Origin of the sequence: Herbaspirillum sp. YR522 (genome assembly GCF_000282575.1) — a bacterium.
Taxonomy (GTDB): Bacteria; Pseudomonadota; Gammaproteobacteria; order Burkholderiales; family Burkholderiaceae_D; genus Herbaspirillum.
Genome location: NZ_AKJA01000048.1, coordinates 12,525 through 34,029, shown reverse-complemented (window position 1 = coordinate 34,029; position 21,505 = coordinate 12,525). Strand labels below are relative to the sequence as shown.

The window sequence follows — 21,505 nt, the reverse complement described above, 5'->3', positions numbered from 1 at the left end:
GGGGGAGCCGATGACCGGCAGGCGCAACCGTGCCGGCAAGGCGGTGCCGGAATGCAGTAACGGATCGTTCATGATTTGGCCTGCTTGCCAAAGGCGGCGATGCGCCGTTGCATGTCGGGTCCCTTGCCGGCATTGCGAAAGACTTCATGGGCCAGCCCGGCATCCAGCGACAAGCCATCGGTGTCGTGCAGCAGGCGCTTGTTGGCGCGGTGCGAAAACCAGGAACCGGCCAGCAGCTCGCGCGCCAGCGATGCCACCTCGGCATCGAACGCGGCATCGTCGACACAGAAGTTGGCCAGCCCCATGGCCACCGCCTGGGCGCCGTCGTAGGTACGTCCCAGCAACATCATCTCGCGCGCCCGGGCGCTACCGACACGGCGCGGCAGGCGCTGGCTCATGCCCCATAGCGGCGTCAACGCCCATTTGGCATGGGTATCGGCAAACCTGGCGGTGGCCGAGGCGATGATCAGGTCGCCCGCCAGCGCCAGCTCCAGCGCGCCGGTATAGCAATGACCATGCACGGCCACGATCACCGGTTGCGGCAGCCTGGCCAGGCGGTCGATGGTGCGCGCCTGCAGGTGCGGCAGCGGCAATGGCTGGCCGGCGGCGAGGTCGCGCAGGTCGTTGCCCGCCGAAAAACAGCGTCCGGCGCCCCGCAGCAGCACCGCACCGACGGTATCGGCCTGCTGCTCCAGCGCCGCCACGTGCTGGTGCAGCTCGAGAAACATCTGCACCGTCAGCGCATTCATCTTCTCGGGACGGTTCAAGGTCAGCGTGGCCAGCCCGTCCTGGTCCTGGCGCAAGACCAGCTCGCCCATCACTGCTCCGCCTCGGCCTGCTGCTGGCGCGCGCCTTCGTGCGTGAGCACCAGCACGTCGCTGTCGCCTTCCTGCGTCAGCTCGCCGTGCTGGTTCAACAGGCGGAAACGCCGACCCAGCTTGCCGCTGCGACCGCTCTTGCCGGGCGCGACCGACAGGATCTCCAGCTCCAGGTGCACCGTGTCGCCCACCAGCAGCGCTTTCTTGAAATTCCAGTCGCGCAAACCCAGCATCGCGATCACCGATTTCTCGAAGATGCCCAACTGGTGCAGCATGCCGGTGCAGATGGCAATGCCCAGCGTGCCATGCACCACCCGCTGGCCATAGCGGGTGTTACGGGCGAATTCGACATCGGCGTGGATCGGGTTCCAGTCGCCGGAAATCATCGAGAACATGGTCAGGTCCGCTTCGGTGATGGTGCGCCCGCTGCTGGTGAAGACCTGGCCCGGGGTGAAATCTTCCAGATAGTACGAACTCATGCCGTCTCCCAATTTGGCGGCGACCCTCAGGCCGCCCTTGTCAATCGTTGCAAGGCCATGTCGCGCAGCTTGACGCGCTGGATCTTGGTGCCATTCGAACTCTGGGTGCTGGGGAATTCATCGACCATCCAGAAATGCGCCGGCACCTTGAACGGCGCCAGCACCGCCGCGGCCGCCTGGCGCATCGCCGACTCCTGCGGCTGGGCGCCGGCGCTGGCGATGACGAACGCCACCGGTCGCGCCTGGTTGCCGATATCGACCGCTACCACCTGCACATCGGCCACACCGGCGACGGTCTTGATCACGTCCTCGATCTCCACCGGACTGACCAGGTAGCCACCCAGGCGCATGGCATCGCCCTGGCGCGTCTGGTAGACGAAACTGCCATCCTCGCGCAGGTAACCGACATCGCCGGTATTGAAGAACCCCTCGGCGTCGATGGCGGCAGCCGTGGCCGCGGCATTGTTCAGGTAGCCGATGAAATTGGTATCGGAGCGCACCTCGATGACGCCGCTCTGGTTCGGGCCCAGCAATTGCCCGGTGTCGATGTCGCGAATCCGGATCTCGGCGCCCGAGCGATGGCTGGCCGGCAGGCCGCCGCCCTTGATGCGCTCGTCCAGCGGCAAGGCGCGCGGCTGCAACGAGAACAGTGCCTGCACCTCGGAGGAGCCATACAGTCCGATCATCGGGATCTCGCGCGCCCAGGCCGCCTGGGTGTATTCGACGATGCCGGGATGGAAGCAGGCAAATCCGAACACGCGCGCACTGGGGAAAGGCCGCTCGCCCTGCCCGTGCTCGATGATGCGGCGGAACATCTCGTCGCTGCCGAAGACGTGGGTCACGTGGCGCTGGTTGATCAGCCGTGCCGCGGCAGGTCCGTCGAAGGTATCCATCAACACCACCGGCTGGCCGGCCGCAAAAGCGGCCATGGCGGCGTTGAAACCGAACACGCCCGCCAGCGGCAAGCTCGCCAGCAGGCGCACGCCTGCTTCGGTGAAGCCGTAGGCGGGGGCCACGCGCTGGCTGTGCAGGCTGACCGTGCGCTGCGGATGCAGCACCAGCTTGGGACCGCTGGTGGTACCCGAGGTGGTGAACAGGATGCTGTGGGCGTGGGGCGAGGAGACATCGGCGACCTCGACATCGGGCAGCCCGGCCAGGTCGAACGCCACCGTCGGCTTGCCCAGTACCTGCGTGGGAAGTTCGGCACCGACCGCATCGACCACCACCACCTTCCTGAGCAGGCTGGCGGCTTCGGCCGGCACATCCTGCAACACCGCGGGAAAGTCGATCTTGCGGAAGTTCAGTTGCAGCACCAGCATGCTGGCCTGCGAGCGCTCCAGGATGTACGCCAGCTCGTGGGCGCGGTAGCGGGTATTGACCGTCATCATCGCCGCGCCCAGTCGCCCCAGCCCGAAATACATGGCCAGCCATTCCATGCGATTGACCAGCCACACCGCCACGCGATCGCCCGGGCCCACGCCCTGCTGTTGCAACCAGGCGGCGGTGCGCCTGACCATGCGGTCGAACTGGGCATAGGTGATCTCTACCTCGCCGTCGTAGAAGGCGATGGCGTCACCGCGCTCGGCCACGTTGCGGGCCAGCAGCGCCGGCATGGTTTGCAGCAGGCCGGCGTGGCCGGTCGATTGATCCTGGGGGGAAAGAGCAGTGGCGGACATATCAATACAACTCCATCAGCTTGGCGTTATCGTTCAGTTCCTCGGGCAGCGCTTCACGGATGATGACGCCTGATTTCATCACCACCACGCGGTCCGATATCTTCAGTGCTTCCTTGACGTTCTGCTCGACCAGCAGGATCGCCATGCCGGTCTCGCGCTGCAATTGCCTGATCGGTTGCAGCAGGTCCTGGAACAGCTTGGGTGCCAGCCCGATCGACGGCTCATCCATGAGCAGGCAGCGCGGGCGCGACAGCAATGCGCGTGCGATCGACACCATCTGCTGCTGTCCACCCGACAAGGTGCCGGCGCGACGCTCGTAGAATTGCTTGAGCGCCGGCAGCACCGACATCACCCAGTCCAGGCGCTCGGCCCGTTCGGCCGGCGGCACCGAGGCCGCCCACAGGCCCATCTTCATGGTCTCGGCCACGGTCAGGCCGGGAAAGATGCCGCGCCCTTCCGGCACCAGCGAGATACCGGCCGCCGTCAGCCGGCGCGGCTCGACCGTCTCCAGTGCTTTGCCGTCCAGCAGCAGTTGGCCGCCCTGGCGTGCGATCAGCCCGAACAGGGTCTTGAGCAGGGTCGACTTGCCGGCGCCGTTGTGACCGATCAGGCACAGCACCTCGGCCGGTCGCAAGTCGAAATCGAAATCGCGCAGTACCGGTCGGCCACCGTAGCCCACCACCAGGCCGCGCGTCTCCAGCAGGGCTGGCAGGGGTTCATGATTGGCAAGTGCTGTCATGCGTTCTGGTCTCCGAAATAGATGGCCGCCAGGTGCGGGTCCTTGAGCACCACCTCGGGCAGGCCGTCGGCCAGCAGCTTGCCCTGGTCGAGAAAGGCGATGCGGTCCGAGATGCCGACCACGATGTCGAGGTTGTGCTCGATGATGCATACCGTGAGCCCGCGGCTGACTTCGCTGCGCAACAGGTCGAGAAACAGCTCGTAGGAACTGCGGTCCAGGCCCGAGGCCGGTTCGTCGAGCAGCCAGATGCGGGCGTCGGCGGCCATGATGCGGGCCATCGACAGGAACTTGCGCTCGGCATAGGCCAGGTCGATGGCGCGCGTGTCGGCCTTGGCCGCCAGCCCGGTGCGCCCGAGGATGGCGTGCACCCGCTCGCGCCGTTCATTGCGCGCCGCACGGCCGCCCGGTTGCCAGATCCACGAGGTCGGTTCCATCACGGTCAGGATGTTTTCTTCCACCGTCATGTGATTGAACAGGCGCAGGTCCTGGAAGGTGCGGGCGATCCCCATGCGGCTGATCTGGAAGTGCCTCTTGCCCAGCACCGATTGCCCGCGCCACAGGATCTGCCCCGAGTCCGGCGCCAGGTGTCCGGTGATCTGGTTGAACAGCGTGGTCTTGCCGGCGCCGTTGGGGCCGACCAGGGTGGTGACGATGCCGGCCCGCAGGTCGAGCGAGACATCGTTGGTCACCTTCAGGCCACCGAAGCTCTTGTTGAGATTGCGGATCGACAGCAGCACCTCGCCGCCTTGCTTGGGGCTGGCCGGGGCGAGCGCGGCGGCGCCGGATTCGACGATGGCGTTCATGCGAGCTTCTCCTTGGTGATGCGCGACTTGCCGGTGCCGACGATGCCACCCGGGCGATAGATCATCAGCAGCACCATCGCCAGGCCGTAGGCGATCTGCTGGATGGACCCGACCTCGGTCTGTGGCAGGAAGGTCATGTAGCTGAACACGCCCGGCAGCAGCATCAGCAGCACCGTTCCCACCAGCGGACCCAGCAAGGTGCCGGTGCCGCCGATGATGACCATCGCCATCAGCAGCACCGAGGTATCGAGCATGAAGCTCTCGACGTTGATGAAGCCCATGTAGAACGCGTACAGGGCGCCGGCCACGGCTGCCAGCATGGCCGACAGCACCACCGACAGGGTCTTGATGACCGCCACGTTCTTGCCCACCGCATAGGATGCCGATTCGCTGTCGCGGATGGCCTTGAGGTTGCGCCCGAAACTGGAGCGCAACAGCACGCTGGTCAGCACCAGCACCGGCACCAGGCAGCACAAGGCCAGCAGCAGGAACTGCACCGGATCGGACACCGCATGACCGAAGATATCGGCCGGCGGAATGCCGATCATGCCGCCCAGGCCGCCGGTAACCGACTTCCATTCGGAAAACACGGTCACGCCCAGCACCTGCAGCCCGAGCGACGCGGCGACGAAATATTCGCCGCGCACCCGCAAGGCAGGCAAGGCCAGCACCAGCGACAGCGCACCGGCGACCACCATCGCCACCGGGATCACCAGGAAGATCGAGGCCGATACGTGCAGCGCAAACCAGGCCGCGCCATACGCACCCACGCCGAAGAAGATGGCATGCGCGATCGAGAAGATGCCGGCATAGCCCATGATGAAGTTGAGCGTGATCGCCAGCACCGCGTTGATGCAGATGAGGGTGGCGAGATTGAGAAGATAAGCGAGCATGGCGGCCTCAGCTGGCGGTTGCCCGGCCGAAGAAACCGGACGGACGGAACAGGATGAACAAAAACAGCACGATGAAGGTGATGGCTTCGCTCCACTGCGGTTCGAAATAGGCCAGCGCGATATTCTCGGCCAGGCCCAGCAGCAATCCGGCGCAGGCCGCGCCGCGCAGGCTGCCCACGCCGCCGACGATGGTGGCAGCCAGGCTGATGAGCATGACGTGATGGCCGATGGCCGGGTTCAGGCCGGAACTGGCTGCCGAAATCAGCGCGGCCGGCACCACCAGAAAGGAGCCCAGCGCGAACACCGTCATCGACAGGCGTCGCGGCGACAGGCCGTAGGCCCGCACCAGCTCCGGGTTCTCCGACAATGCCCGCATGGCCATGCCGGTGTGGGTGCGCGACAGGAACAGTTGCAGCGCTAGAAAGCCGATGACGGCGATCACGATCGCGATGCCCGACAGCGGCGACACATACAGGCCGGGAAACAGTTCGATGCTCTGGCTCAGGGACGTGTCGACGGCGACGAAACTGCGCCCGAACAGCATGCCGCACAGGTTCTGCACCACGATCCCGACTCCGAAGGAAGCCACGAAGACGGTGAAGAACGAACCTTCGTGTTTCTGGATCGGCACATACACGAAGCGATTCAGCGCCAGTCCGAATGCCACCGCCGCGATGGCTGCGGCCGGCACCGCGATGGCCCAGTGCAGGTGCTGCACCGAGAGCAGGTAATAGAACACATAGGCGGCGATGGTGAATGCCGACCCATGGGCGAAATGGAAGATGCGGGTCGATCCGAAGATCAGCGAAAAGCCGACCGCGATGAGCGCATACAACGCGCCGACCTGCACCCCGTTGATCAAAAGCTGTAGTAGCAGCATGCTCGTTTCCTTGCGCTGCCGGTGCCCTGGCAAGGGCATCGACAGCATTCTTTTAGCGAAAGGACGCCCTGGCTTACTTGGCGGTGCCGACCACCTTGCCGGCCTTGCCATCGATCTCGTTGATCTGCATCGGCATGGTCACCGTGCCGTTGTCGGCAAAGGTGACACGGCCGCCCACCAGGTCGAAGCTCTTGGTCTCGATGCGCTGCTTGAGCAGGTTCTCGCCGGTGACCGGTTGCCCCTTCTTGACCAGTTGCTGGGCCAGCAGGCCGAACATGCGCACCGCGTTGTAGTAGTTGGCGATGTACGCGGTGGGCATCTTGTCGTACTTCTTCTTGTAGTCGTCGACGAAGCGCTTGGTCACCGGATCCTGCGAATCCCAATCGATGTTCTGCGAGGTATAGACCGAACCGACGGCCTCGGGCTGGGCGTTGACCTGCGGGATCGAGAAGGCGGTATAGCTGGCGAATGGCTGCTTGATGCCGTTGTCGCGGAACTGCTTGACGATCTGCGACTGCTGCGAGCCATACGAGGCCACATAGATCACATCCGGATTGGCTGCGCGCACGCGGGCGGCGATGCCGCCGAACTGCTGCGCCGTGGCCGGCACCGAGAGCGCTTCGACCAGCTTGCCGCCGGCGCCCGGCAGCGCGGTTTCCATTTCCTTGCGGATGGCCTGGCCGAGTGGATCATCCACGTACACCAGCACCACATTCTTCAGATTGCGCTGCTTGACCAGGTAAGGAATGATGGCGCGCACCTCGACATTGGCCAGCGGGATGATGTTCCAGAAATACGACCCCAGCTCGGCCAGGTCGGGACCGACGCCGCCGCCGTTGACGGCCACCGTCTTGCTGCGGGTGGCGATGGTCGAGATCGCCTTGGATACGCCGGTAAAGGCCGACAGCACATATGGCACCTTCTGCACATTGACCAGCTTGTTCATGCCGATGACGCCTTGCTGCGGCAATGCCTGGCTGTCTTCGTACTGGATCGACAGCTTGCCGCCCAGCAGGTTGTCGGCATTGATGTGCTCGGCGGCGAGATTGGCGCCGGAGCCGAAGATATCGCCGTAGGACGCGTTCGGTCCGCTCAGCGGAAACAATGCGCCAATGGTGAGGTCGGCGGCCTGCCCTGCCGCCGATACCGCCAGCGCACAGACCAGTACGCCTGCCTTGATTGCGTTGCTGAACTTGATCATCGTCATCTCCTGTTGTGATCGGTGCCGCTGCATGCGGCGCCCGTTTTTTTTCACTGCGTAGGTATTGCTGGCAGCGTTCAGCGCCCCTGGAACACGGGCGCGCGCTTGTCGCGAAAGGCGCTCACGCCTTCCGGATAATCGTCGGTGTAACCCAGTTCGCGCTGCAGCACCGTCTCCAGATCGAGTTGCCGCTCCAGCGTGTTGCCGGCGGCGGCATAAATGGCGCGCTTGGTCAGCGCCACGGCACGTGTGGCAGCGCCGGCCAGGCGCTCGACCAGGGCACCGGTCTGCTGCTCGAACTCGGCGTCGGGTACGCAGCGCGAGATCAAGCCCCACTGCTGCGCCTGCCTTGCGCTCAACTTGTCGTTGAGCAAGCACAGATCCATCGCCCGCGCCGTGCCGATGCGTTGCGGCAGGAACTGCGTGGCGCCGCCATCGGGCATGAGCCCGAGCTTGGTGAAACCCTGCATGAAATAGGCCGACTCGGCGGCGATGACGATGTCGCAGGCCAGCACCACGGTCGCGCCCACGCCCACGGCCAGGCCATTCATCGCGCACACCACGGGCGCCGGCAAGGCGCGCAGGCGCAATACCAGCGGCTTGTAGTAGCGCTCCAGCGCCGCGCCCATGTCGCGCTTCTGCCCGGGCGGCAACGGAACCCGGTCGCCCTGGTCCTGTCCGGCGCAGAAGGCCCGTCCACGGCCGGTGATGAGCACCACGCGCAGGTCGGCCTGCCGTTCGAGACGGTCCAGAAATGCGGCAATCGCATCGTGCATGGCGTCGTTGAAACTATTGAGCCGGTCGGGCCGGTTCAACGTGATGGTGGCTACGCCATCTTGGTAGTCGCACAGCACTGGCGCCTGGTCCATGATCGTGTCTCCTCAGGTTCGCAGGTGGGCGCTGGCACGCGCTTCGGTTTCGTGCCACAGCTGGTACGAGATCGGGGCCTGCGATTCCTCCAGGATATGGCCGACCAGGCCGATGGCGCGCGCCATCACGCCAAAGCCGCGCACGATCGTCCAAGGAAAGCCGAACTCGCAGCAGATGGCGCCCAGCGCGCCGGTGGCGTTGATCGGCAGCACCTTGCCGGAGACGCGTTCGGCGTGCTGCTGGATCAATTGCACCAGCGCGATGTACTTGCCCGACATGCCGTTCTCGGCGGCCAGCTCGAACAGGCGCGGGGTACGTGGATCGATGGGCTTGTGCACCGGGTGCCCGAGACCCGGAATGCTCTGCCTGCGGCTGCGGAAGTCTGCCACCGTCTTGTGCGCCAGCGCGTCCAGGTCGGGGTTCTCGCCGGCCCCCTCGAAGGCCTCGTAGAGCATCCGCGCCGATCCTTCGGTGGTGCCCACGAATACCGTGCCCAGGCCGCACAGGCCGGCAGCCACCGCGGCCTGCAAGGACTCGGGCGCGCCCGCGTAGGTCATGCGGGCGGCGATGGCGCTGGGGGTGATGCCATGCTCGACCAGCGTGATCAGCAGGGCATTGAACATGCGCGACTGTTCCGGGGTGGCGGTCTTGCCGGTCAGTTGCAGGTAGGCGAAGTCGCCCAGGTTCATCTTGCCCAGGATCTCGTTGGGCAGGTCCTTGCCACGTACCACGATACGGTCGGGCGTGCTGTAGGCGATATCGGATCGGATCGCGTCGGTCTTGGTGGTCATCAATGTCTCCGTGTGCTTGCAGTGGATCGATCAGGGTTCAGGCCGCGATTTCGGCGGTGCCGTTGGACAGGACCAGTTGATCCCGGCCCAGCGCGCGGGACTGGAAATGCACCTGGTTGCCGTCGCGCCAGATCTCGGTGCGGATGTCTTCACCCGGATACACCGGCGCCGAGAATCGGGTATTGAGCGACACCAGGCGGCTGGCGTCGTAGTCGCAACAGCTGCGCACCAGCGCATGGCAGGCCAGGCCGTAGGTCGCCAGGCCATGCAGGATGGTGTTGGAAAACCCGGCCCGGCGCGCGGTCTGCGGGTCGGCATGCAAGGCATTGCGGTCCGACGACAGCCGATAGATCAGGGCCATCTCCGGCCGCGTCGGCAGATCGCAGACCATGTCCGGTGCGCGCGACGGCACCGGCGGCAAGGGGGCCGGCGCGGTGTCGCCCGGCTGGCCGTGTTCCGAGAAGCCGCCATCGCCGCGACAGAAACTGGTCTGTTCGATGGTGGCATACAGCACCCCTGCCTCATCGCGCAGCTCGCGCTCGACGATCAGCAGCGCGCCCTTGTCGCGGCCCTTGTCGATCACCGATTTCAGGCGCGGCCGGGCGATGATCCTGGCGCTGCTGGGCAGGGCGCGATGCAGGCGCAGGCGCTGTTCGCCATGCACCACCTTGAGCAGGTCCACCCCGACCTCGGGCGCGCCCATCCACAGGCCGGGATGGGCCAGGATCACCGCCATGCTGGGCATGACGTGCAAGTCCTTCTCGTAGACATAGTGCAAGGCGCCGGCGCCGTCCTGCGCGGTCGCGGCCGCCCCCACGCCGATACCCAGTGCGTACAGCATGCACGCATCCTGGTCGTAGCGCGATTCGAGCACCGGGAATTGCCAGTTCTTGAGCTTGTGATAGTCGATGGCCATGGCTGTGGACTTTATCGTGGGCGTTTACACCGGGTCCCACTGGAACACATCGGCGGAGCGATCCAGCGGCACGAAGCTGGGCTTCAGGGCCGGCATCGCATGCTCGGCCACGGTCTCGGCGGTCCAGCCCTCGGAGCGGTGCACCGAGCGCACCGGGCGCGGCTGGCTCATCAGGAAGATTTCGTTGTTGCGCACCGTGAAGACCTGGCCGTTGACGTCGTGGGCGGCGTCGCTGGCCAGGAAGGCGGCCAGCGGCGCGATCTTGTCGGGTGTCATGCGCTTGATCTTCTCGACCCGGGCGGCCTGCTCTTCGCTCTTGACCGGGATCGAGCTGATCATGCGACTCCATGCGAATGGCGCGATGCAGTTGGAACGGACATTGAATTTCTGCATGTCCAGCGCGATCGATTTGGACAGCGCCGTGATGCCCAGCTTGGCGGCCGAGTAATTGGCCTGCCCCAGGTTGCCGATCAGGCCGGAGGTGGAGGTCATGTGCACCAGGCTGCCGGATTGCTGCTCGCGGAAATGCGCGGCGGCGGCGCGGCTGACGTGATAGGCGCCATACAGGTGAACCTTGAGCACGGCATCCCATTCGTCACCGCTCATCTTGTGAAACAGCGCATCGCGCAGGATGCCGGCGTTGTTGACCACGCAATCAAGGCGACCGAAGGCCTGCACCGCCTGCTCGACGATACGCTCGGCTGACGCGCCCTCGGCCACGCTATCGGTATTGGCCACGGCCCGACCGCCACCCTCGATGATCTCCTGCACCACCTGCTGCGCCGGGCCTGCGCTGGCACCATCGCCGGTGAGCGAGGCGCCGATGTCGTTGACCACCACCGCCGCGCCGTGACGCGCCATGGCCAGCGCGATCTCGCGACCGATGCCGCCACCGGCGCCCGAGACGATCACTACCTTGCCGTCCAACATTGATCCATTGTTCATGACTGACTTCCCTGTCTGGAACCGACGTGCGAGCTCATGCCGCGTGCGCGGGCCCGCCGTTTCGCTTCGGATTGCATTCGTGTCCGGCGGGCCAGGTTGCCGACCGGTGTCCCGGTGCGCCTGGCCTTCGCCTTGCTGTCCTTGCCGCAGCGTGCTGCTGCAAGTTGTCTCTGGTATTTGATTCTTGTCGCTGTATCGCACGATGCAACGTGGCGTCGTGTGTTCGTATAGTCCGAAACCATGATCAACGAGTCAAGCGGCCGCGAAACGCTGTTCCGTACTTCGGAATTAAAATTTTCGTTCCCGCAGGTGGATCGATGAAAATTTCGCCGCATCGGCCTATCTTGCGCCGCAAGATAAAGCAGCATGGCTTATCTCCTCATACGGAAAACGGCCACTGCCACGCCCTTGGTCAGCGATCCCCGACACCCGGCAAGCATCTGCTGCGGCGCACCAGCTGCTATCCGCAATTCAAAACGGCGCGCCCGATTCCAAAGTACGGAACACAAAACAAAGCCCTGTTGCTGGCCGTGCCGGGTTGCTTCATCGTGAAGTGGATGCATACAATGTGTCGGCCGTCGGCTGCATTGGACATTCAAGAATGGCGCCCCGAAGACGCCGCAAGGAGACCTGGTGACACTGAGCCCGAACACCTACCGCAGGCGCCGCCGATGAAGCAGACCGCTGGCAAGACGGCACGCCGTACGCGCGATGTCCGTATCGTGCTGCGGGCGCCCAATCCCCCCGGATATCGCGAAGGGGCCGCCGCCGGCAAGACCATCAAGCCCATCGAGCGCGGGCTGGCGGTGCTCGACGCGTTCCTGGGCGAAGGTGATTGGCTGGCCAACCAGGACATCGCCGCCCGTACCGGCTTGCCCAAGGCCACCATCTCGCGCCTGACGCAGACCCTGTGCGCGGCGGGCTACCTCACCTACAGCGAAGAGCGCCGCAAATATCGCCTGGGCCTGGCCGTGCTGTCGCTGGGTTTTGCGGCCAACGTGGACACCGACGTGGTGCTGCGGGCGCGTCCGTTGATGCAGGAGCTGGCCGACGATATCGGCGTCTTCGTCGGCCTGGCCGGGCGCGACGGATTGGACATGATCTTTTTCGAGAACTGCCACAGTGCCTCCAATCACGCCACCGTCGGACTGGGCGTGGGCGAGCACTTGCCGATGGCGGCATCACCGGTGGGCTGGGCGCTGCTGTCGTGCCTGCACGAAAACGAACGCAACTACCTGATGGATCACATGCGTCCCTATCACAAGCGCGATGAATGGATGAGCTTGCGCCAGAAGCTGACCGACGCCCAGGCGCAGATCGACGACAAGTCGTATTGCCAGTCCAGCGGCGACTGGGGCCCGGATATCACGGTGGTGGCCACGCCGCTGAAGCTGGCCGGCCGCACGCCGATGGTACTGCTGTGCGCCGGCCAGACACGGGTGCTCACCAAGGCCCGCGTCGAATCCAAGGCCGGACCGCAACTGCTGGCCATGCGGCGCCATCTGCAAGAGCTGGAATCGCGCCATGCGCCGCGCTGACGCCCCCCGCCCCGACAGCGACGCCGGCCTGCCCGGCGGGGTCGCGGGCGCCAGCGCGGAAGAAGCCGGCAGCGCCACCCATACGCTGGAGCGCGCCCTGAAGCTGGTGAAGGTGTTCCATGGCAGCGCCAAGCCCCTGACCCATGCCGAACTGGTGCGCCGCACCGGCTATTCGAATGCCTCCGTGTCGCGCCTGACCGCCACCCTGGTCACGCTGGGCTACCTGGACCGGGCGCCGGACGGCGTGCGGGTGCAGATCGGTGTGCGCGGCCTGCGCCTGGGACATCGCTATCTCGCCAACAGCGTCCTGCCGCGCCTGGCCGGACCGATCATGCAGGACTTCGCCGACCGCTACGACATGTCGGTCGGGCTGGCCGTGGCCGACCAGCTCGACATGATCTACGTGCAGTACTGCAACAGCACCAAGATCGCCACCCTGCGCCTGGGCGTGGGACGGGCGGTCCCGATGGCGCTCAGCTCCATCGGCCGCGCCCACGTCTGGGCGCAGGCACCGCAAGCCCGCCAGCGATTGCTGTTTGCGATCTGGAAGCAGAGCGGCGAACACGGCCCGCAGGTGGTGGCCCGCATGGAACGCGCCTTCGACGACCTCGATTCGCACGGCTATTGCCTGGCCGCCGGTGAATACCAGCGCGATACCTTCGCCATCAGCGTGCCGCTCTCGGTGGGCCGGCCACTGGTGTCGATGGGACTCAACTGCAGTGCGGTGGGGCCGCTGCCGGATCGCATGATGATCCGCGACGAACTGGCTCCCGCCTTGAAGAAAACCGCGCGCCTGCTGACGATGGAACTGGAGCACATCGACAGCAGCCTGTTCTGAGCTGCGTGCGTTGCGCGCAGCGTCTTCGGAGCCCTCATGCATTTCGACATCACCGACCTGCGCCTGCTGGCGGCCATTGCGGAGACCAACAACCTCACGCGTGGCGCGCAACGCTGCCACCTGTCGCCGGCCGCGGCCAGCGTACGCATCAAGAACATCGAGCAGAGCATCGGCGCCAAGCTGCTGTTGCGCAGCAGCCAGGGCGTGACCCTGACAGCGCCCGGCCAGGCCTACGTGCACCACGCGCGCCTGGTGATGGCGCAACTGGAACACCTGCGCCACGATATCAGCGAATACGGCCGCGGCATCAAGGGACACCTGCGCCTGGCCGCCAGCGTCACGGCCATCGCCGAATACTTGCCGGCGGTGATGGGACGCTTCCTGTCGAGCCACCCCGACGTCAGCATCGACCTGCGCGAACGTCCCAGCCCGGACGTGGTACGGGCCGTTTCGGAGGGACGCGCCGACCTGGGCATCATCGCCGGCCCGGTGCGCACCGAGTCACTCGAGGTGCGCCCCTATCGCAGCGACCGGCTGGCTCTGGTGGTTCCCCATGGCCACGCCCTGGCCGACAGCCAGGCGGTGCATTTCGCCCAGACCCTGGCCTACGACTATGTATGCCTGCCGGAAGGCACCGGCCTGTATGCGTTCGTGATGCAGCAAGTGCGCGAGCTCAACGCAGAGATCAACATGCGGGTGCAGATCGGCAACTTCGACGCGTGCTGCCGCATGATCGCCGAGAACGTCGGCATCGGCATCCTGCCGCTGTCGGCGGCGACGCGCCTGTCGCAGCAAGCGGCGGTGCGCATCGTGCCGCTGGCCGACGACTGGGCGTTGCGCGAACTGTCGCTTTGCGCGCGCAGCTTCGACCTGCTGCCGGGCTTCGCCCGTGACCTGGTGGCGGTCCTGGGCGAGCACCCGCGCGCCTGGAACTCATTTCATCAATAGACGTGAGATGCGTTCTAGATCGCCTGCGCCTGGCGCAGGCCGTCGATGCGCGCGGCGTCATAGCCCAGTTCGACCAGGATGCTTTCCGAATGCTCGCCCACTGCCGGCACCGCGCCCATCTGCGCGCCGTCGGCGTTGGCTACGCCCGGCGGCAGCAAGGCGGCGATCTCGCCCATCGGGGTACCCACCCGCACCCAGCGATTGCGCGCCCGCAACTGCGGATGGGCCCAGACGTCGTGCATGTCGTTGATGGCGGCATTGGCGATCTGAGCCGCATCGAGCCGGGCCAGGATCTCGGCCGCGCTCAGGGCGGCAAAGCAATCGACGATCAGGGTGCGCAGCGCATCGCGGTTGGCGACCCGCTTGTGGTTGCCCGCGAAACGTTCGTCGTCGGCCAGCATCGGCGTGCCCAGCACCTTGTCGCAGAACACGCGCCACTCGCGCTCGTTCTGCAAGCCCAGCATGATCGACTTGCCATCGCCGGCCGGAAACGGGCCGTAGGGATAGATGGTGGCATGCGATGCACCCGAGCGCTGCGGCGGCGCAGCGCCCTCGAAGGCGTAGTACATCGGGAAGTTCATCCACTCGACCATGCTTTCCAGCATCGAGACATCGATGCGCTTGCCGCGCCCGGTCTTGCCGCGCTCGATCAGCGCCGCCAGGATGCCGGAATAGGCATACATCGCTGCCGAGATATCGGCAATCGAACACCCGGCCTTGGAGGGCGTATCGGGTGTGCCGGTGACGCTGAGGAAGCCCGACTCGCTCTGGATCAGCAGGTCGTAGGCCTTCTTGTCCCGATACGGCCCCGGCGTATCGGCCGCGTCGCCATAGCCCGAGATATCGCACACGATCAGGCGCGGGAATTGCTGCGACAACGCATCGAAGGAAAGCCCCATGCGGGCGGCCGCCCCCGGCGCCAGGTTCTGCACCAGCACGTCGGCCCGGGCCAGCAGCTCGAACAGCACCTCGCGGGCCGGGTCCTGCTTGAGATCGAGGGCGATGCTCTGCTTGGAGCGATTGGTCCAGACGAAATGCGACGACAGGCCATGCACGCGCTGGTCGTAGCCCCGAGCGAAGTCGCCCGCGCCGGGACGCTCGACCTTGATGACGCGCGCACCCAGGTCAGCCAGTTGACGGGTGCAGAACGGGGCGGCGATGGCGTGCTCCAGCGACAGCACGGTGATGCCGGACAGCGGTAGGTCTTTCATGAGGTCTCCACCAGAAAGCGCAATGTCGTCAGAACGAACGCGGCAAGCCCAGGATGTGCTCGGCCACGTAGGACAGGATCAGGTTGGTCGAGATCGGCGCCACCTGGTACAGACGCGTCTCGCGGAACTTGCGCTCGATGTCGTATTCGTTGGCAAAGCCAAACCCGCCGTGCGACTGCAGGCAGACATTGGCGGCCTCCCAGCTGGCCTTGGCGGCCAGGTACTTGGCCATGTTGGCCTGCGCGCCGCAGGGCCGGTTGGCGTCGAACAGTTCGCAGGCCTTGAAGCGCATCAGGTTGGCCGCCTCGATCTCGATATAGGCCTCGGCAATCGGGAACTGCACCCCCTGGTTCTGGCCGATCGGCCTGCCGAACACCACGCGTTCGTTGGCGTAGCGGGCGGCGCGGTCGATGAACCAGTAGCCATCGCCGATGCATTCGGCGGCGATCAGCGTGCGTTCGGCGTTGAGGCCATCGAGGATGTACTTGAAACCCATCCCTTCTTCACCGATCAGGTTCTCGGCAGGGATCTCAAGATTTTCGAAGAACAGTTCATTGGTCTCGTGGTTCACCATGTTGGCGATGGGGCGCACGGTCATGCCGGACTTCTCGGCCTGGCGCAGGTCGACCATGAAGATCGACATGCCTTCCGACTTTTTCCTGACCTCGGCCAGCGGCGTGGTGCGCGCCAGCAGGATCATCCAGTCCGAATGCTGCACGCGCGAGATCCACACCTTCTGGCCATTGATCACGTAACGGTCGCCGCGCTTGACGGCGGTGGTCTTGATCTTGGTGGTATCGGTGCCGGTGGTGGGTTCGGTCACCCCCATCGATTGCAGGCGCCACTGGCCGCTGGCGATGCGCGGCAGGTAGAACTCCTTCTGCTGTTGCGAGCCGTGCCGCAGCAGGGTGTTCATGTTGTACATCTGGCCGTGGCAGGCGCCCGAATTACCGCCGCTGCGGTTGATCTCTTCCATGATCACCGACGCCTCGGCCAGACCCAGCCCGGAGCCGCCATATTCGGAGGGAATCAGCGCGGCCATCCAGCCGGCCTTGGTCAGCGCATCGACAAAGCTCTCGGGATAGCCCTTCTGCTCGTCGATCTTGCGGTGATACTCGTCGGGAAACTGCGCACACAGGTCACGCACGGCATCGCGGATATCCTGGAATTGCTCGTCGACAGCGTTCATTTCTTCTCCTCGATCAGTTCGGCCCTGGCCAGCATGGCGAGCCCGCCTTGCGGGGTCTGCGACCAGACATGGACGGTGTTGCCCTCGATGCATCCGGCGATGTCGAAGGCGGTGTTGGCGAACAGCGGACTGAGCGCCTTGAATTCGAATGCCCCGATGCCGCGCCCGGGAAAACGCTGCTGCACCTCCTCCACCAGCAGGGTGGCCACCAATGGCCCATGCACGACCAGGTCGGGATAGCCCTCTTCCACGGTGGCATAGGGATAGTCGTAGTGAATGCGGTGGCTGTTGAAGGTCAGCGCGGAATAACGAAACAGCAGTACCGGGTCGGGCATGATGGTGCGCGAAAACTGCGCCACCTGCGTAACGGGCCGCGGTGGCGGCGCCGCGTCGGTGGCGGCAGTGGCATCGCGATAGACGATGTTCTGGTTTTCCACCAGCGCCACGCCCTGCTCGTCGGACACCGTGTGCTGCAGCGACACGAACACCAGCGGTCCGCTCTTGCCGTGCTTGGTGGCGACGTCGACGATGACCGTTTGGCGATAGAGGCGCGAACCGGTCGGCAAGGGCCGATGGAACACGATCTTGCTGCCGGCCCACATGCGACGCGGCAACGGCACCGGTGGCAGCAGGCCGCCGCGCCGGGGATGGCCATCGAATCCCACTTCGGCCATGGGCGCGGTCGGCAGGAAATACAACCAGTGCCACAGCGGCGGCACATGCGACAGCGGCGCCGCGGCCGGCCGATTCAGCGTGGCCGCCAATAGCGTCAGCGGCGCGGGACTGGCGACATCGTCGGTCTCGTCGATGCGGCCTATCCATTGTTGAAGGTCTTGATGGGTCATGGTGTTCCTTTGCTCGGATGCGCGTCGTCGGCCTCGCCGGCGCTTTCGAGGATGCGCCGGGCCAGCAGCAACACCGGCCGATCGACCATCTTGCCGTCGACCGACACCGCGCCGCCGCCACTGTGGCCGATCGCGTCCAGCACATTGCGGGCCCAGGCAAGCTGCTCGGACGACGGTGCGAATGCGGCGTTGACTACCGCCAGCTGACGCGGATGGATGCACAGCTTGGCGCCGAAGCCGAAGCGCCGCGCCAGGTCGGCGTCGCGGCGCAGTTGCTCGGGATCGTCGATGGCGGTGGTGACGCCATCGATGGGCGGGGGCAGCTCGGCCAGGCGCGAGGCCAGCACCAGTTCGCTGCGGGCGAAATGCAGCTCTTCCCGATCGCCACCGATGCCCAGGTCGACCTGCAGGTCGATCGAGCCAAAGGCCAGGCGCGACACGCCGGCGCGCTGTGCAATCTGGCGCGCATGCGCGATGCCGCGAGCGGTTTCGATCAGGGCGATCACGGGCCTGCCGCTACCGGCGACGCGGTCGATGGCGGCGCAATCCTCGGCCTTGGGTAGCATGACGGCGGCCACGCCAGGATGGGACAGCAGTTGCAGGTCTTGCCCGAACCAGTCGCTGCCATCGGCGTTGATGCGCACGATGACGGGGTGCAGCGGATCCAGCCATTGCTGCAGGCTGGCGCGGGCGGCATCCTTGTCGTCCGGGGCGACCGCGTCTTCGAGGTCGACGACGACCGCGCTCGCGGCCGCGTCGACCGCTTTTGAATAACGTTCCGGCCGGCTGGCGGGAACGAACAGGTAGGCGCCGGGATGGCTGCTCATGGTGGTCTCCGTTGTGCCGACGGCGCATGCGTGGCACCGTCATGTCATGCACGCAGATTGCCAGCGATCGGATCGGATGTGAATTTGCGAATCTGCAAGACCGCGTTCGGCAACGGCAAACGCCATCGACGAAAAAAAAGACGCCAACCATCGCGGTTGGCGTCTTTGCCTGATCGGACCAGATTCGTCGCCGGCAAGCGATGGGCTGCCTGCCGGCTGTCTTGCCTAGAAGTCGACCGATACCGACGTCACGAAAGTGCGCGGCGTATTGAGTACCAGATAGCCGGCGTTGGAAGCGCCACCGGCGGATTCCCAATAGCTGCGGTTGGCCAGGTTCTCGACCGAACCACGGAAGGTCACGGCATGGTTGGCCATGCGGGTGATGTAGCGCGCACCCAGGTCGTAGCGAACCCAGGAAGGCAGTTGCAGGCGGTTGGCCGCATCCACGTACTGGGTCGAGGTATAGGTTGCGCGGCCGTTGATGGCCAGGCCCTGCACGCCGGCCACATCCCATTCCGCGCCCACGTTGGCCTGCACCTTGGGCACGCCGATGGCGTACTTGCCGTTATTGAGGTTGGCCGAGGTCTGTTGCTGCTTGGCTTGCAGGAAGGTCACGCCTGCCAGCAGACGCAGCGATTTCAGGGGCGAGCCGAAGGCATTGAACTCGACGCCGCGGTTACGCTGCAAACCGTTGGTGCTTTCGACATTGGTGACGGTGTCCTTGTAGGCCAGCGGACGACTGGTGGTGAAGACCGCCAGGCCCAGGCCGACCGAACCGGTATCGAACTTCACGCCGACCTCTTTCTGCCTGGACTTGTACGGTGCCAGGATCTGCCCGAAGTTGGCCGCGGCGGTATCGGTCACCTGCTTGCCCTGCTGCAGGCCCTCGATGTAGTTGGCATAGACCGACAGGTTCTTCAGCGGCTTGACGACCAGGCCTGCCATCGGCGACACGGCCGATTCCTTGTAGCGCGCAGTGGACGACTGGTTGACATAGGAATAGCTGTTGGACTTCAACGACTGGTGGCGTGCGCCCAGCGTCAGCGCGATACGATCATCGTAGAAGGACATCGTATCGGACAGCGCGGCGCTCCAGAGCTGGGTCTTGGTGGTGGTCTGCGGGTTGGCCAGGTTGCCGCCGGTGGTCGAGGTGATGGCCGGTTGGTTGGTGAAGAATGGATTGTAGATATTGTCGGCGATGCCGCCCGTGGCGCTGGTGCCGAATGCATTGCGTGAATCCAGCCAGTAGGTCGATGCGGCCAGGTTGACGCTATGCTGGATGGCACCGGTTGCAAGGTGGCTGCGAATGCCGATCTCGCCGGTACGCACGGTGTCTTCGCGGGCGTTATCGAAACGTCGGCCGGTGGCCGCACCGTTGAGGGCATTCACGGTAGGGCTGAACAGTGAATTGTTCTCGGTGCCCATGCGGGTACCGGCGGCGGCCCAGGCGGTGGTATCGACCGACAGGTCCCACTCGCCACGCAGGGTGCCGAACAGGTCGCGTTCGTTGGAGTAGCCCCAGCGCTGGTTGAAATTGGTCGCTGCATTCGGTGCCGCCGGCAACGTGGTCAGCGCGCTGCCCACGGTCACGCTGGGACGGGCGCTGGTGAGGTTGTTCTCTTGCAGGCCGATATCGCCGGACAGGCGGAAGCTGTTACCCCGATAATCCATGCCCAGCGTCAGCAGGTTGGTTTCGCGGTTCTCGCTGTCGACGGCAGTGCCACCGGCACGACGCACCGCGTTCAGGCGCAGGCCCACGCGGTCGTCGGGGCCGAAGCGACGACCGATGTCGACCGCACCGTACTTCTGGTTGCCGGATTCGACGCCGGCCGTAAATTGGGTCACAGGGTCCGTGCTCGCGCGCTTGGGCACGATGTTGATGGTGCCGCCCAGGCCACCGTCGCCCGGCGCGGCGCCGTTGAGGAAGGCGCTGGCGCCCAGCATGACCTCGACCCGCTCCATCATCTCGGCAGCCACGTACTGGCGCGGCAGGATACCGTACAGGCCGTTGTACATCAGGTCGTCCGAGGTGGCAATGAAACCGCGGATCATGTACGACTCCTGGAAGTTGCCGAAGCCGCGGGTGGTGCGCACGGCGGCATCGTTCTTGAGTACATCGCCCACGCCGCGCGCTTGCTGGTCCTTGATCAGTTCCTGGGTATAGCTGGTGATCTTGATGGGACTATCGAGGAAGTCCAGGTTGCCCAGCACGCCGGTGCGCCCGCCGCGCGCCACCTGGCCGCCGGCATAGGCCTCGGGCAGGCCCCCGGCCGACGCGTCGGCCGACGCATTGACGGTCACGGTAGGCAGCGCCTGGTCGTCGGCCTTTGCGGCGTTGTCGGCGGTCTGGGCGACGCCGGGTGCCGGCGCCAGGAAGGCCAGGGCCAGGGCGGCGGCGAGGGGAGTAAGTCGAATGGTCATGGGGGCTTTCGGAAAGAACATAAAAAATCCAGCCCCGCATAATAATAAATATGTGAATGATTATGGTTTCTATTCAGGATTTAATTTGCTTGATTGTTGGTATTTTGCAGCGGTGGTTTTTTACGCTCCCCAAAAGGGGGCGGAATAAGACTTTATGGCCTTGGCGCCTGGGAATTTCTGCGTCGGCAGGTATGGGGGATCGGCGAACGCGTAGGGCTGGGCATGCGGGCTCGAGCGAAGTGTTACACCTGAAACCTTGGAGGGCGGCGATGAAATCCCCGGGTAACGCGCCGAGGGCAAGATGCTTACAACCCGAGTGCAGTGCACTGACGCTTTCAGAGGAGAACCCCATGCGTGTCTATATGCTTACCTTGCTGATCGTCGCCACCTTGCTGGCTGCATCAGGCGCACAGGCGGCAGATCTCACGGACCTCGGAGGCCATGCCGCCGATAATTTCCTGAGGGTGCTTTGGAAGGTGGTCAGGGTGTTGAAGTGAGCGGTGGCGGTGGCTCTGGTTTGCTGGTTGAGTCATGGCGACAATGACCTGGTCAGGGCAATGCCGTTCATTGAGCCTGAACGACATATTGCTGCCCTTCTGCCCTCCCCCGTTCGAAACGGCTGGACAATGTGGCGGCGGCCTGGAGATGGCTGGATGATATTGAATATCCAAACCAGA

The 21,505-nt window shown here is 65.0% G+C and carries 21 protein-coding genes; 4 read left to right on the top strand and 17 right to left on the bottom strand.

The features are described 5' to 3' along the window. Nucleotides 1-68: 68 nt before the first annotated feature. The 12 genes from PMI40_RS08520 to PMI40_RS08465 form a co-directional block, all read right to left on the bottom strand. Nucleotides 69-818, bottom strand: a complete 750-nt coding sequence (locus PMI40_RS08520) for an enoyl-CoA hydratase/isomerase family protein (RefSeq protein WP_008114150.1) — start codon at nucleotides 816-818, stop codon at nucleotides 69-71. Further along, complete coding sequence (locus tag PMI40_RS08515; protein WP_008114149.1) at nucleotides 818-1,297, bottom strand: MaoC/PaaZ C-terminal domain-containing protein; 480 nt, start codon at nucleotides 1,295-1,297, stop codon at nucleotides 818-820. Before PMI40_RS08515 ends, PMI40_RS08520 begins: the two co-directional genes overlap by 1 nt. 26 nt (nucleotides 1,298-1,323) lie before the next feature. After that, entirely contained in the window at nucleotides 1,324-2,973 is a 1,650-nt protein-coding gene (locus PMI40_RS08510; RefSeq protein WP_008114148.1) for an AMP-binding protein, read from the bottom strand. A 1-nt stretch (nucleotide 2,974) separates the two neighbouring features. Next, nucleotides 2,975-3,712 carry an ABC transporter ATP-binding protein gene (locus tag PMI40_RS08505; protein ID WP_008114147.1) on the bottom strand — a complete coding sequence of 246 codons (738 nt, stop codon included), beginning with the start codon at nucleotides 3,710-3,712 and terminating at the stop codon, nucleotides 2,975-2,977. Further along, nucleotides 3,709-4,515 carry an ABC transporter ATP-binding protein gene (locus PMI40_RS08500; protein ID WP_008114145.1) on the bottom strand — a complete coding sequence of 269 codons (807 nt, stop codon included), beginning with the start codon at nucleotides 4,513-4,515 and terminating at the stop codon, nucleotides 3,709-3,711. Before PMI40_RS08500 ends, PMI40_RS08505 begins: the two co-directional genes overlap by 4 nt. After that, entirely contained in the window at nucleotides 4,512-5,408 is an 897-nt protein-coding gene (locus PMI40_RS08495) for a branched-chain amino acid ABC transporter permease (RefSeq protein WP_008114143.1), read from the bottom strand. The genes PMI40_RS08500 and PMI40_RS08495 overlap by 4 nt, the downstream gene beginning before the upstream one ends. 7 nt (nucleotides 5,409-5,415) lie before the next feature. After that, nucleotides 5,416-6,288 carry a branched-chain amino acid ABC transporter permease gene (locus PMI40_RS08490; RefSeq protein ID WP_008114141.1) on the bottom strand — a complete coding sequence of 291 codons (873 nt, stop codon included), beginning with the start codon at nucleotides 6,286-6,288 and terminating at the stop codon, nucleotides 5,416-5,418. Nucleotides 6,289-6,361: 73 nt separating this feature from the next. After that, nucleotides 6,362-7,489, bottom strand: a complete 1,128-nt coding sequence (locus PMI40_RS08485) for an ABC transporter substrate-binding protein (protein WP_008114138.1) — start codon at nucleotides 7,487-7,489, stop codon at nucleotides 6,362-6,364. Nucleotides 7,490-7,566: 77 nt separating this feature from the next. Continuing rightward, entirely contained in the window at nucleotides 7,567-8,358 is a 792-nt protein-coding gene (locus PMI40_RS08480) for an enoyl-CoA hydratase-related protein (protein WP_008114136.1), read from the bottom strand. Between the two features lie 12 nt (nucleotides 8,359-8,370). Continuing rightward, nucleotides 8,371-9,150: a citryl-CoA lyase gene (locus PMI40_RS08475; RefSeq protein ID WP_008114135.1), complete on the bottom strand. Its 780-nt coding sequence runs from the start codon at nucleotides 9,148-9,150 to the stop codon at nucleotides 8,371-8,373. Nucleotides 9,151-9,187: 37 nt separating this feature from the next. Next, complete coding sequence (locus tag PMI40_RS08470) at nucleotides 9,188-10,066, bottom strand: MaoC/PaaZ C-terminal domain-containing protein (RefSeq protein WP_008114132.1); 879 nt, start codon at nucleotides 10,064-10,066, stop codon at nucleotides 9,188-9,190. Between the two features lie 24 nt (nucleotides 10,067-10,090). Further along, the gene (locus tag PMI40_RS08465; protein WP_040501828.1) at nucleotides 10,091-10,996 is read right to left on the bottom strand and encodes an SDR family oxidoreductase; all 906 of its coding nucleotides are present in this window, start codon (nucleotides 10,994-10,996) and stop codon (nucleotides 10,091-10,093) included. Nucleotides 10,997-11,682: 686 nt separating this feature from the next. Here PMI40_RS08465 and PMI40_RS08460 point away from each other — a divergent pair. The 3 genes from PMI40_RS08460 to PMI40_RS08450 are packed head-to-tail and all read left to right on the top strand — an operon-like array spanning nucleotide 11,683 to nucleotide 14,335. Then, on the top strand, nucleotides 11,683-12,549 hold the full coding sequence (locus PMI40_RS08460) for an IclR family transcriptional regulator (RefSeq protein WP_008114126.1): 867 nt from the start codon (nucleotides 11,683-11,685) through the stop codon (nucleotides 12,547-12,549). Next, nucleotides 12,536-13,387 carry an IclR family transcriptional regulator gene (locus PMI40_RS08455; protein WP_008114124.1) on the top strand — a complete coding sequence of 284 codons (852 nt, stop codon included), beginning with the start codon at nucleotides 12,536-12,538 and terminating at the stop codon, nucleotides 13,385-13,387. Before PMI40_RS08460 ends, PMI40_RS08455 begins: the two co-directional genes overlap by 14 nt. 36 nt (nucleotides 13,388-13,423) lie before the next feature. Beyond that, nucleotides 13,424-14,335, top strand: a complete 912-nt coding sequence (locus PMI40_RS08450) for a LysR substrate-binding domain-containing protein (protein WP_008114121.1) — start codon at nucleotides 13,424-13,426, stop codon at nucleotides 14,333-14,335. 14 nt (nucleotides 14,336-14,349) lie between these two features. On the opposite strand, the gene PMI40_RS08445 is transcribed toward PMI40_RS08450, so the two are convergent. The 5 genes from PMI40_RS08445 to PMI40_RS08425 all read right to left on the bottom strand — a co-directional run bounded on the left by PMI40_RS08445 (nucleotide 14,350) and on the right by PMI40_RS08425 (nucleotide 20,828). Then, a complete protein-coding gene (locus tag PMI40_RS08445; RefSeq protein WP_008114119.1) occupies nucleotides 14,350-15,546 on the bottom strand; it encodes a CaiB/BaiF CoA-transferase family protein in 1,197 nt (398 codons plus the stop codon). Nucleotides 15,547-15,574: 28 nt separating this feature from the next. Further along, nucleotides 15,575-16,735 carry an acyl-CoA dehydrogenase family protein gene (locus PMI40_RS08440; protein WP_008114116.1) on the bottom strand — a complete coding sequence of 387 codons (1,161 nt, stop codon included), beginning with the start codon at nucleotides 16,733-16,735 and terminating at the stop codon, nucleotides 15,575-15,577. Then, nucleotides 16,732-17,580 (bottom strand): MaoC family dehydratase N-terminal domain-containing protein, encoded by an 849-nt coding sequence (locus PMI40_RS08435; protein ID WP_008114114.1) that lies wholly within the window; start codon nucleotides 17,578-17,580, stop codon nucleotides 16,732-16,734. The genes PMI40_RS08440 and PMI40_RS08435 overlap by 4 nt, the downstream gene beginning before the upstream one ends. Beyond that, entirely contained in the window at nucleotides 17,577-18,407 is an 831-nt protein-coding gene (locus tag PMI40_RS08430) for a CoA ester lyase (protein WP_008114112.1), read from the bottom strand. Before PMI40_RS08430 ends, PMI40_RS08435 begins: the two co-directional genes overlap by 4 nt. A gap of 225 nt (nucleotides 18,408-18,632) precedes the next feature. Then, nucleotides 18,633-20,828: a TonB-dependent siderophore receptor gene (locus PMI40_RS08425; RefSeq protein ID WP_157221476.1), complete on the bottom strand. Its 2,196-nt coding sequence runs from the start codon at nucleotides 20,826-20,828 to the stop codon at nucleotides 18,633-18,635. A gap of 350 nt (nucleotides 20,829-21,178) precedes the next feature. Between PMI40_RS08425 and PMI40_RS23780 the strand changes: the two genes are divergently transcribed. Continuing rightward, nucleotides 21,179-21,325 carry a hypothetical protein gene (locus PMI40_RS23780; RefSeq protein ID WP_008114109.1) on the top strand — a complete coding sequence of 49 codons (147 nt, stop codon included), beginning with the start codon at nucleotides 21,179-21,181 and terminating at the stop codon, nucleotides 21,323-21,325. Nucleotides 21,326-21,505: the final 180 nt, after the last annotated feature.

What these genes read in the sequence shown, in the direction of transcription:
- PMI40_RS08520 (WP_008114150.1), bottom strand. Translation starts at nt 818, where the DNA reads ATGGGCGAGCTGGTCTTGCGCCAGGACCAGGACGGGCTGGCCACGCTG.
- PMI40_RS08515 (WP_008114149.1), bottom strand. Translation starts at nt 1,297, where the DNA reads ATGAGTTCGTACTATCTGGAAGATTTCACCCCGGGCCAGGTCTTCACC.
- PMI40_RS08510 (WP_008114148.1), bottom strand. Translation starts at nt 2,973, where the DNA reads ATGTCCGCCACTGCTCTTTCCCCCCAGGATCAATCGACCGGCCACGCC.
- PMI40_RS08505 (WP_008114147.1), bottom strand. Translation starts at nt 3,712, where the DNA reads ATGACAGCACTTGCCAATCATGAACCCCTGCCAGCCCTGCTGGAGACG.
- PMI40_RS08500 (WP_008114145.1), bottom strand. Translation starts at nt 4,515, where the DNA reads ATGAACGCCATCGTCGAATCCGGCGCCGCCGCGCTCGCCCCGGCCAGC.
- PMI40_RS08495 (WP_008114143.1), bottom strand. Translation starts at nt 5,408, where the DNA reads ATGCTCGCTTATCTTCTCAATCTCGCCACCCTCATCTGCATCAACGCG.
- PMI40_RS08490 (WP_008114141.1), bottom strand. Translation starts at nt 6,288, where the DNA reads ATGCTGCTACTACAGCTTTTGATCAACGGGGTGCAGGTCGGCGCGTTG.
- PMI40_RS08485 (WP_008114138.1), bottom strand. Translation starts at nt 7,489, where the DNA reads ATGATCAAGTTCAGCAACGCAATCAAGGCAGGCGTACTGGTCTGTGCG.
- PMI40_RS08480 (WP_008114136.1), bottom strand. Translation starts at nt 8,358, where the DNA reads ATGGACCAGGCGCCAGTGCTGTGCGACTACCAAGATGGCGTAGCCACC.
- PMI40_RS08475 (WP_008114135.1), bottom strand. Translation starts at nt 9,150, where the DNA reads ATGACCACCAAGACCGACGCGATCCGATCCGATATCGCCTACAGCACG.
- PMI40_RS08470 (WP_008114132.1), bottom strand. Translation starts at nt 10,066, where the DNA reads ATGGCCATCGACTATCACAAGCTCAAGAACTGGCAATTCCCGGTGCTC.
- PMI40_RS08465 (WP_040501828.1), bottom strand. Translation starts at nt 10,996, where the DNA reads ATGTTGGACGGCAAGGTAGTGATCGTCTCGGGCGCCGGTGGCGGCATC.
- PMI40_RS08460 (WP_008114126.1), top strand. Translation starts at nt 11,683, where the DNA reads ATGAAGCAGACCGCTGGCAAGACGGCACGCCGTACGCGCGATGTCCGT.
- PMI40_RS08455 (WP_008114124.1), top strand. Translation starts at nt 12,536, where the DNA reads ATGCGCCGCGCTGACGCCCCCCGCCCCGACAGCGACGCCGGCCTGCCC.
- PMI40_RS08450 (WP_008114121.1), top strand. Translation starts at nt 13,424, where the DNA reads ATGCATTTCGACATCACCGACCTGCGCCTGCTGGCGGCCATTGCGGAG.
- PMI40_RS08445 (WP_008114119.1), bottom strand. Translation starts at nt 15,546, where the DNA reads ATGAAAGACCTACCGCTGTCCGGCATCACCGTGCTGTCGCTGGAGCAC.
- PMI40_RS08440 (WP_008114116.1), bottom strand. Translation starts at nt 16,735, where the DNA reads ATGAACGCTGTCGACGAGCAATTCCAGGATATCCGCGATGCCGTGCGT.
- PMI40_RS08435 (WP_008114114.1), bottom strand. Translation starts at nt 17,580, where the DNA reads ATGACCCATCAAGACCTTCAACAATGGATAGGCCGCATCGACGAGACC.
- PMI40_RS08430 (WP_008114112.1), bottom strand. Translation starts at nt 18,407, where the DNA reads ATGAGCAGCCATCCCGGCGCCTACCTGTTCGTTCCCGCCAGCCGGCCG.
- PMI40_RS08425 (WP_157221476.1), bottom strand. Translation starts at nt 20,828, where the DNA reads ATGACCATTCGACTTACTCCCCTCGCCGCCGCCCTGGCCCTGGCCTTC.
- PMI40_RS23780 (WP_008114109.1), top strand. Translation starts at nt 21,179, where the DNA reads ATGCGTGTCTATATGCTTACCTTGCTGATCGTCGCCACCTTGCTGGCT.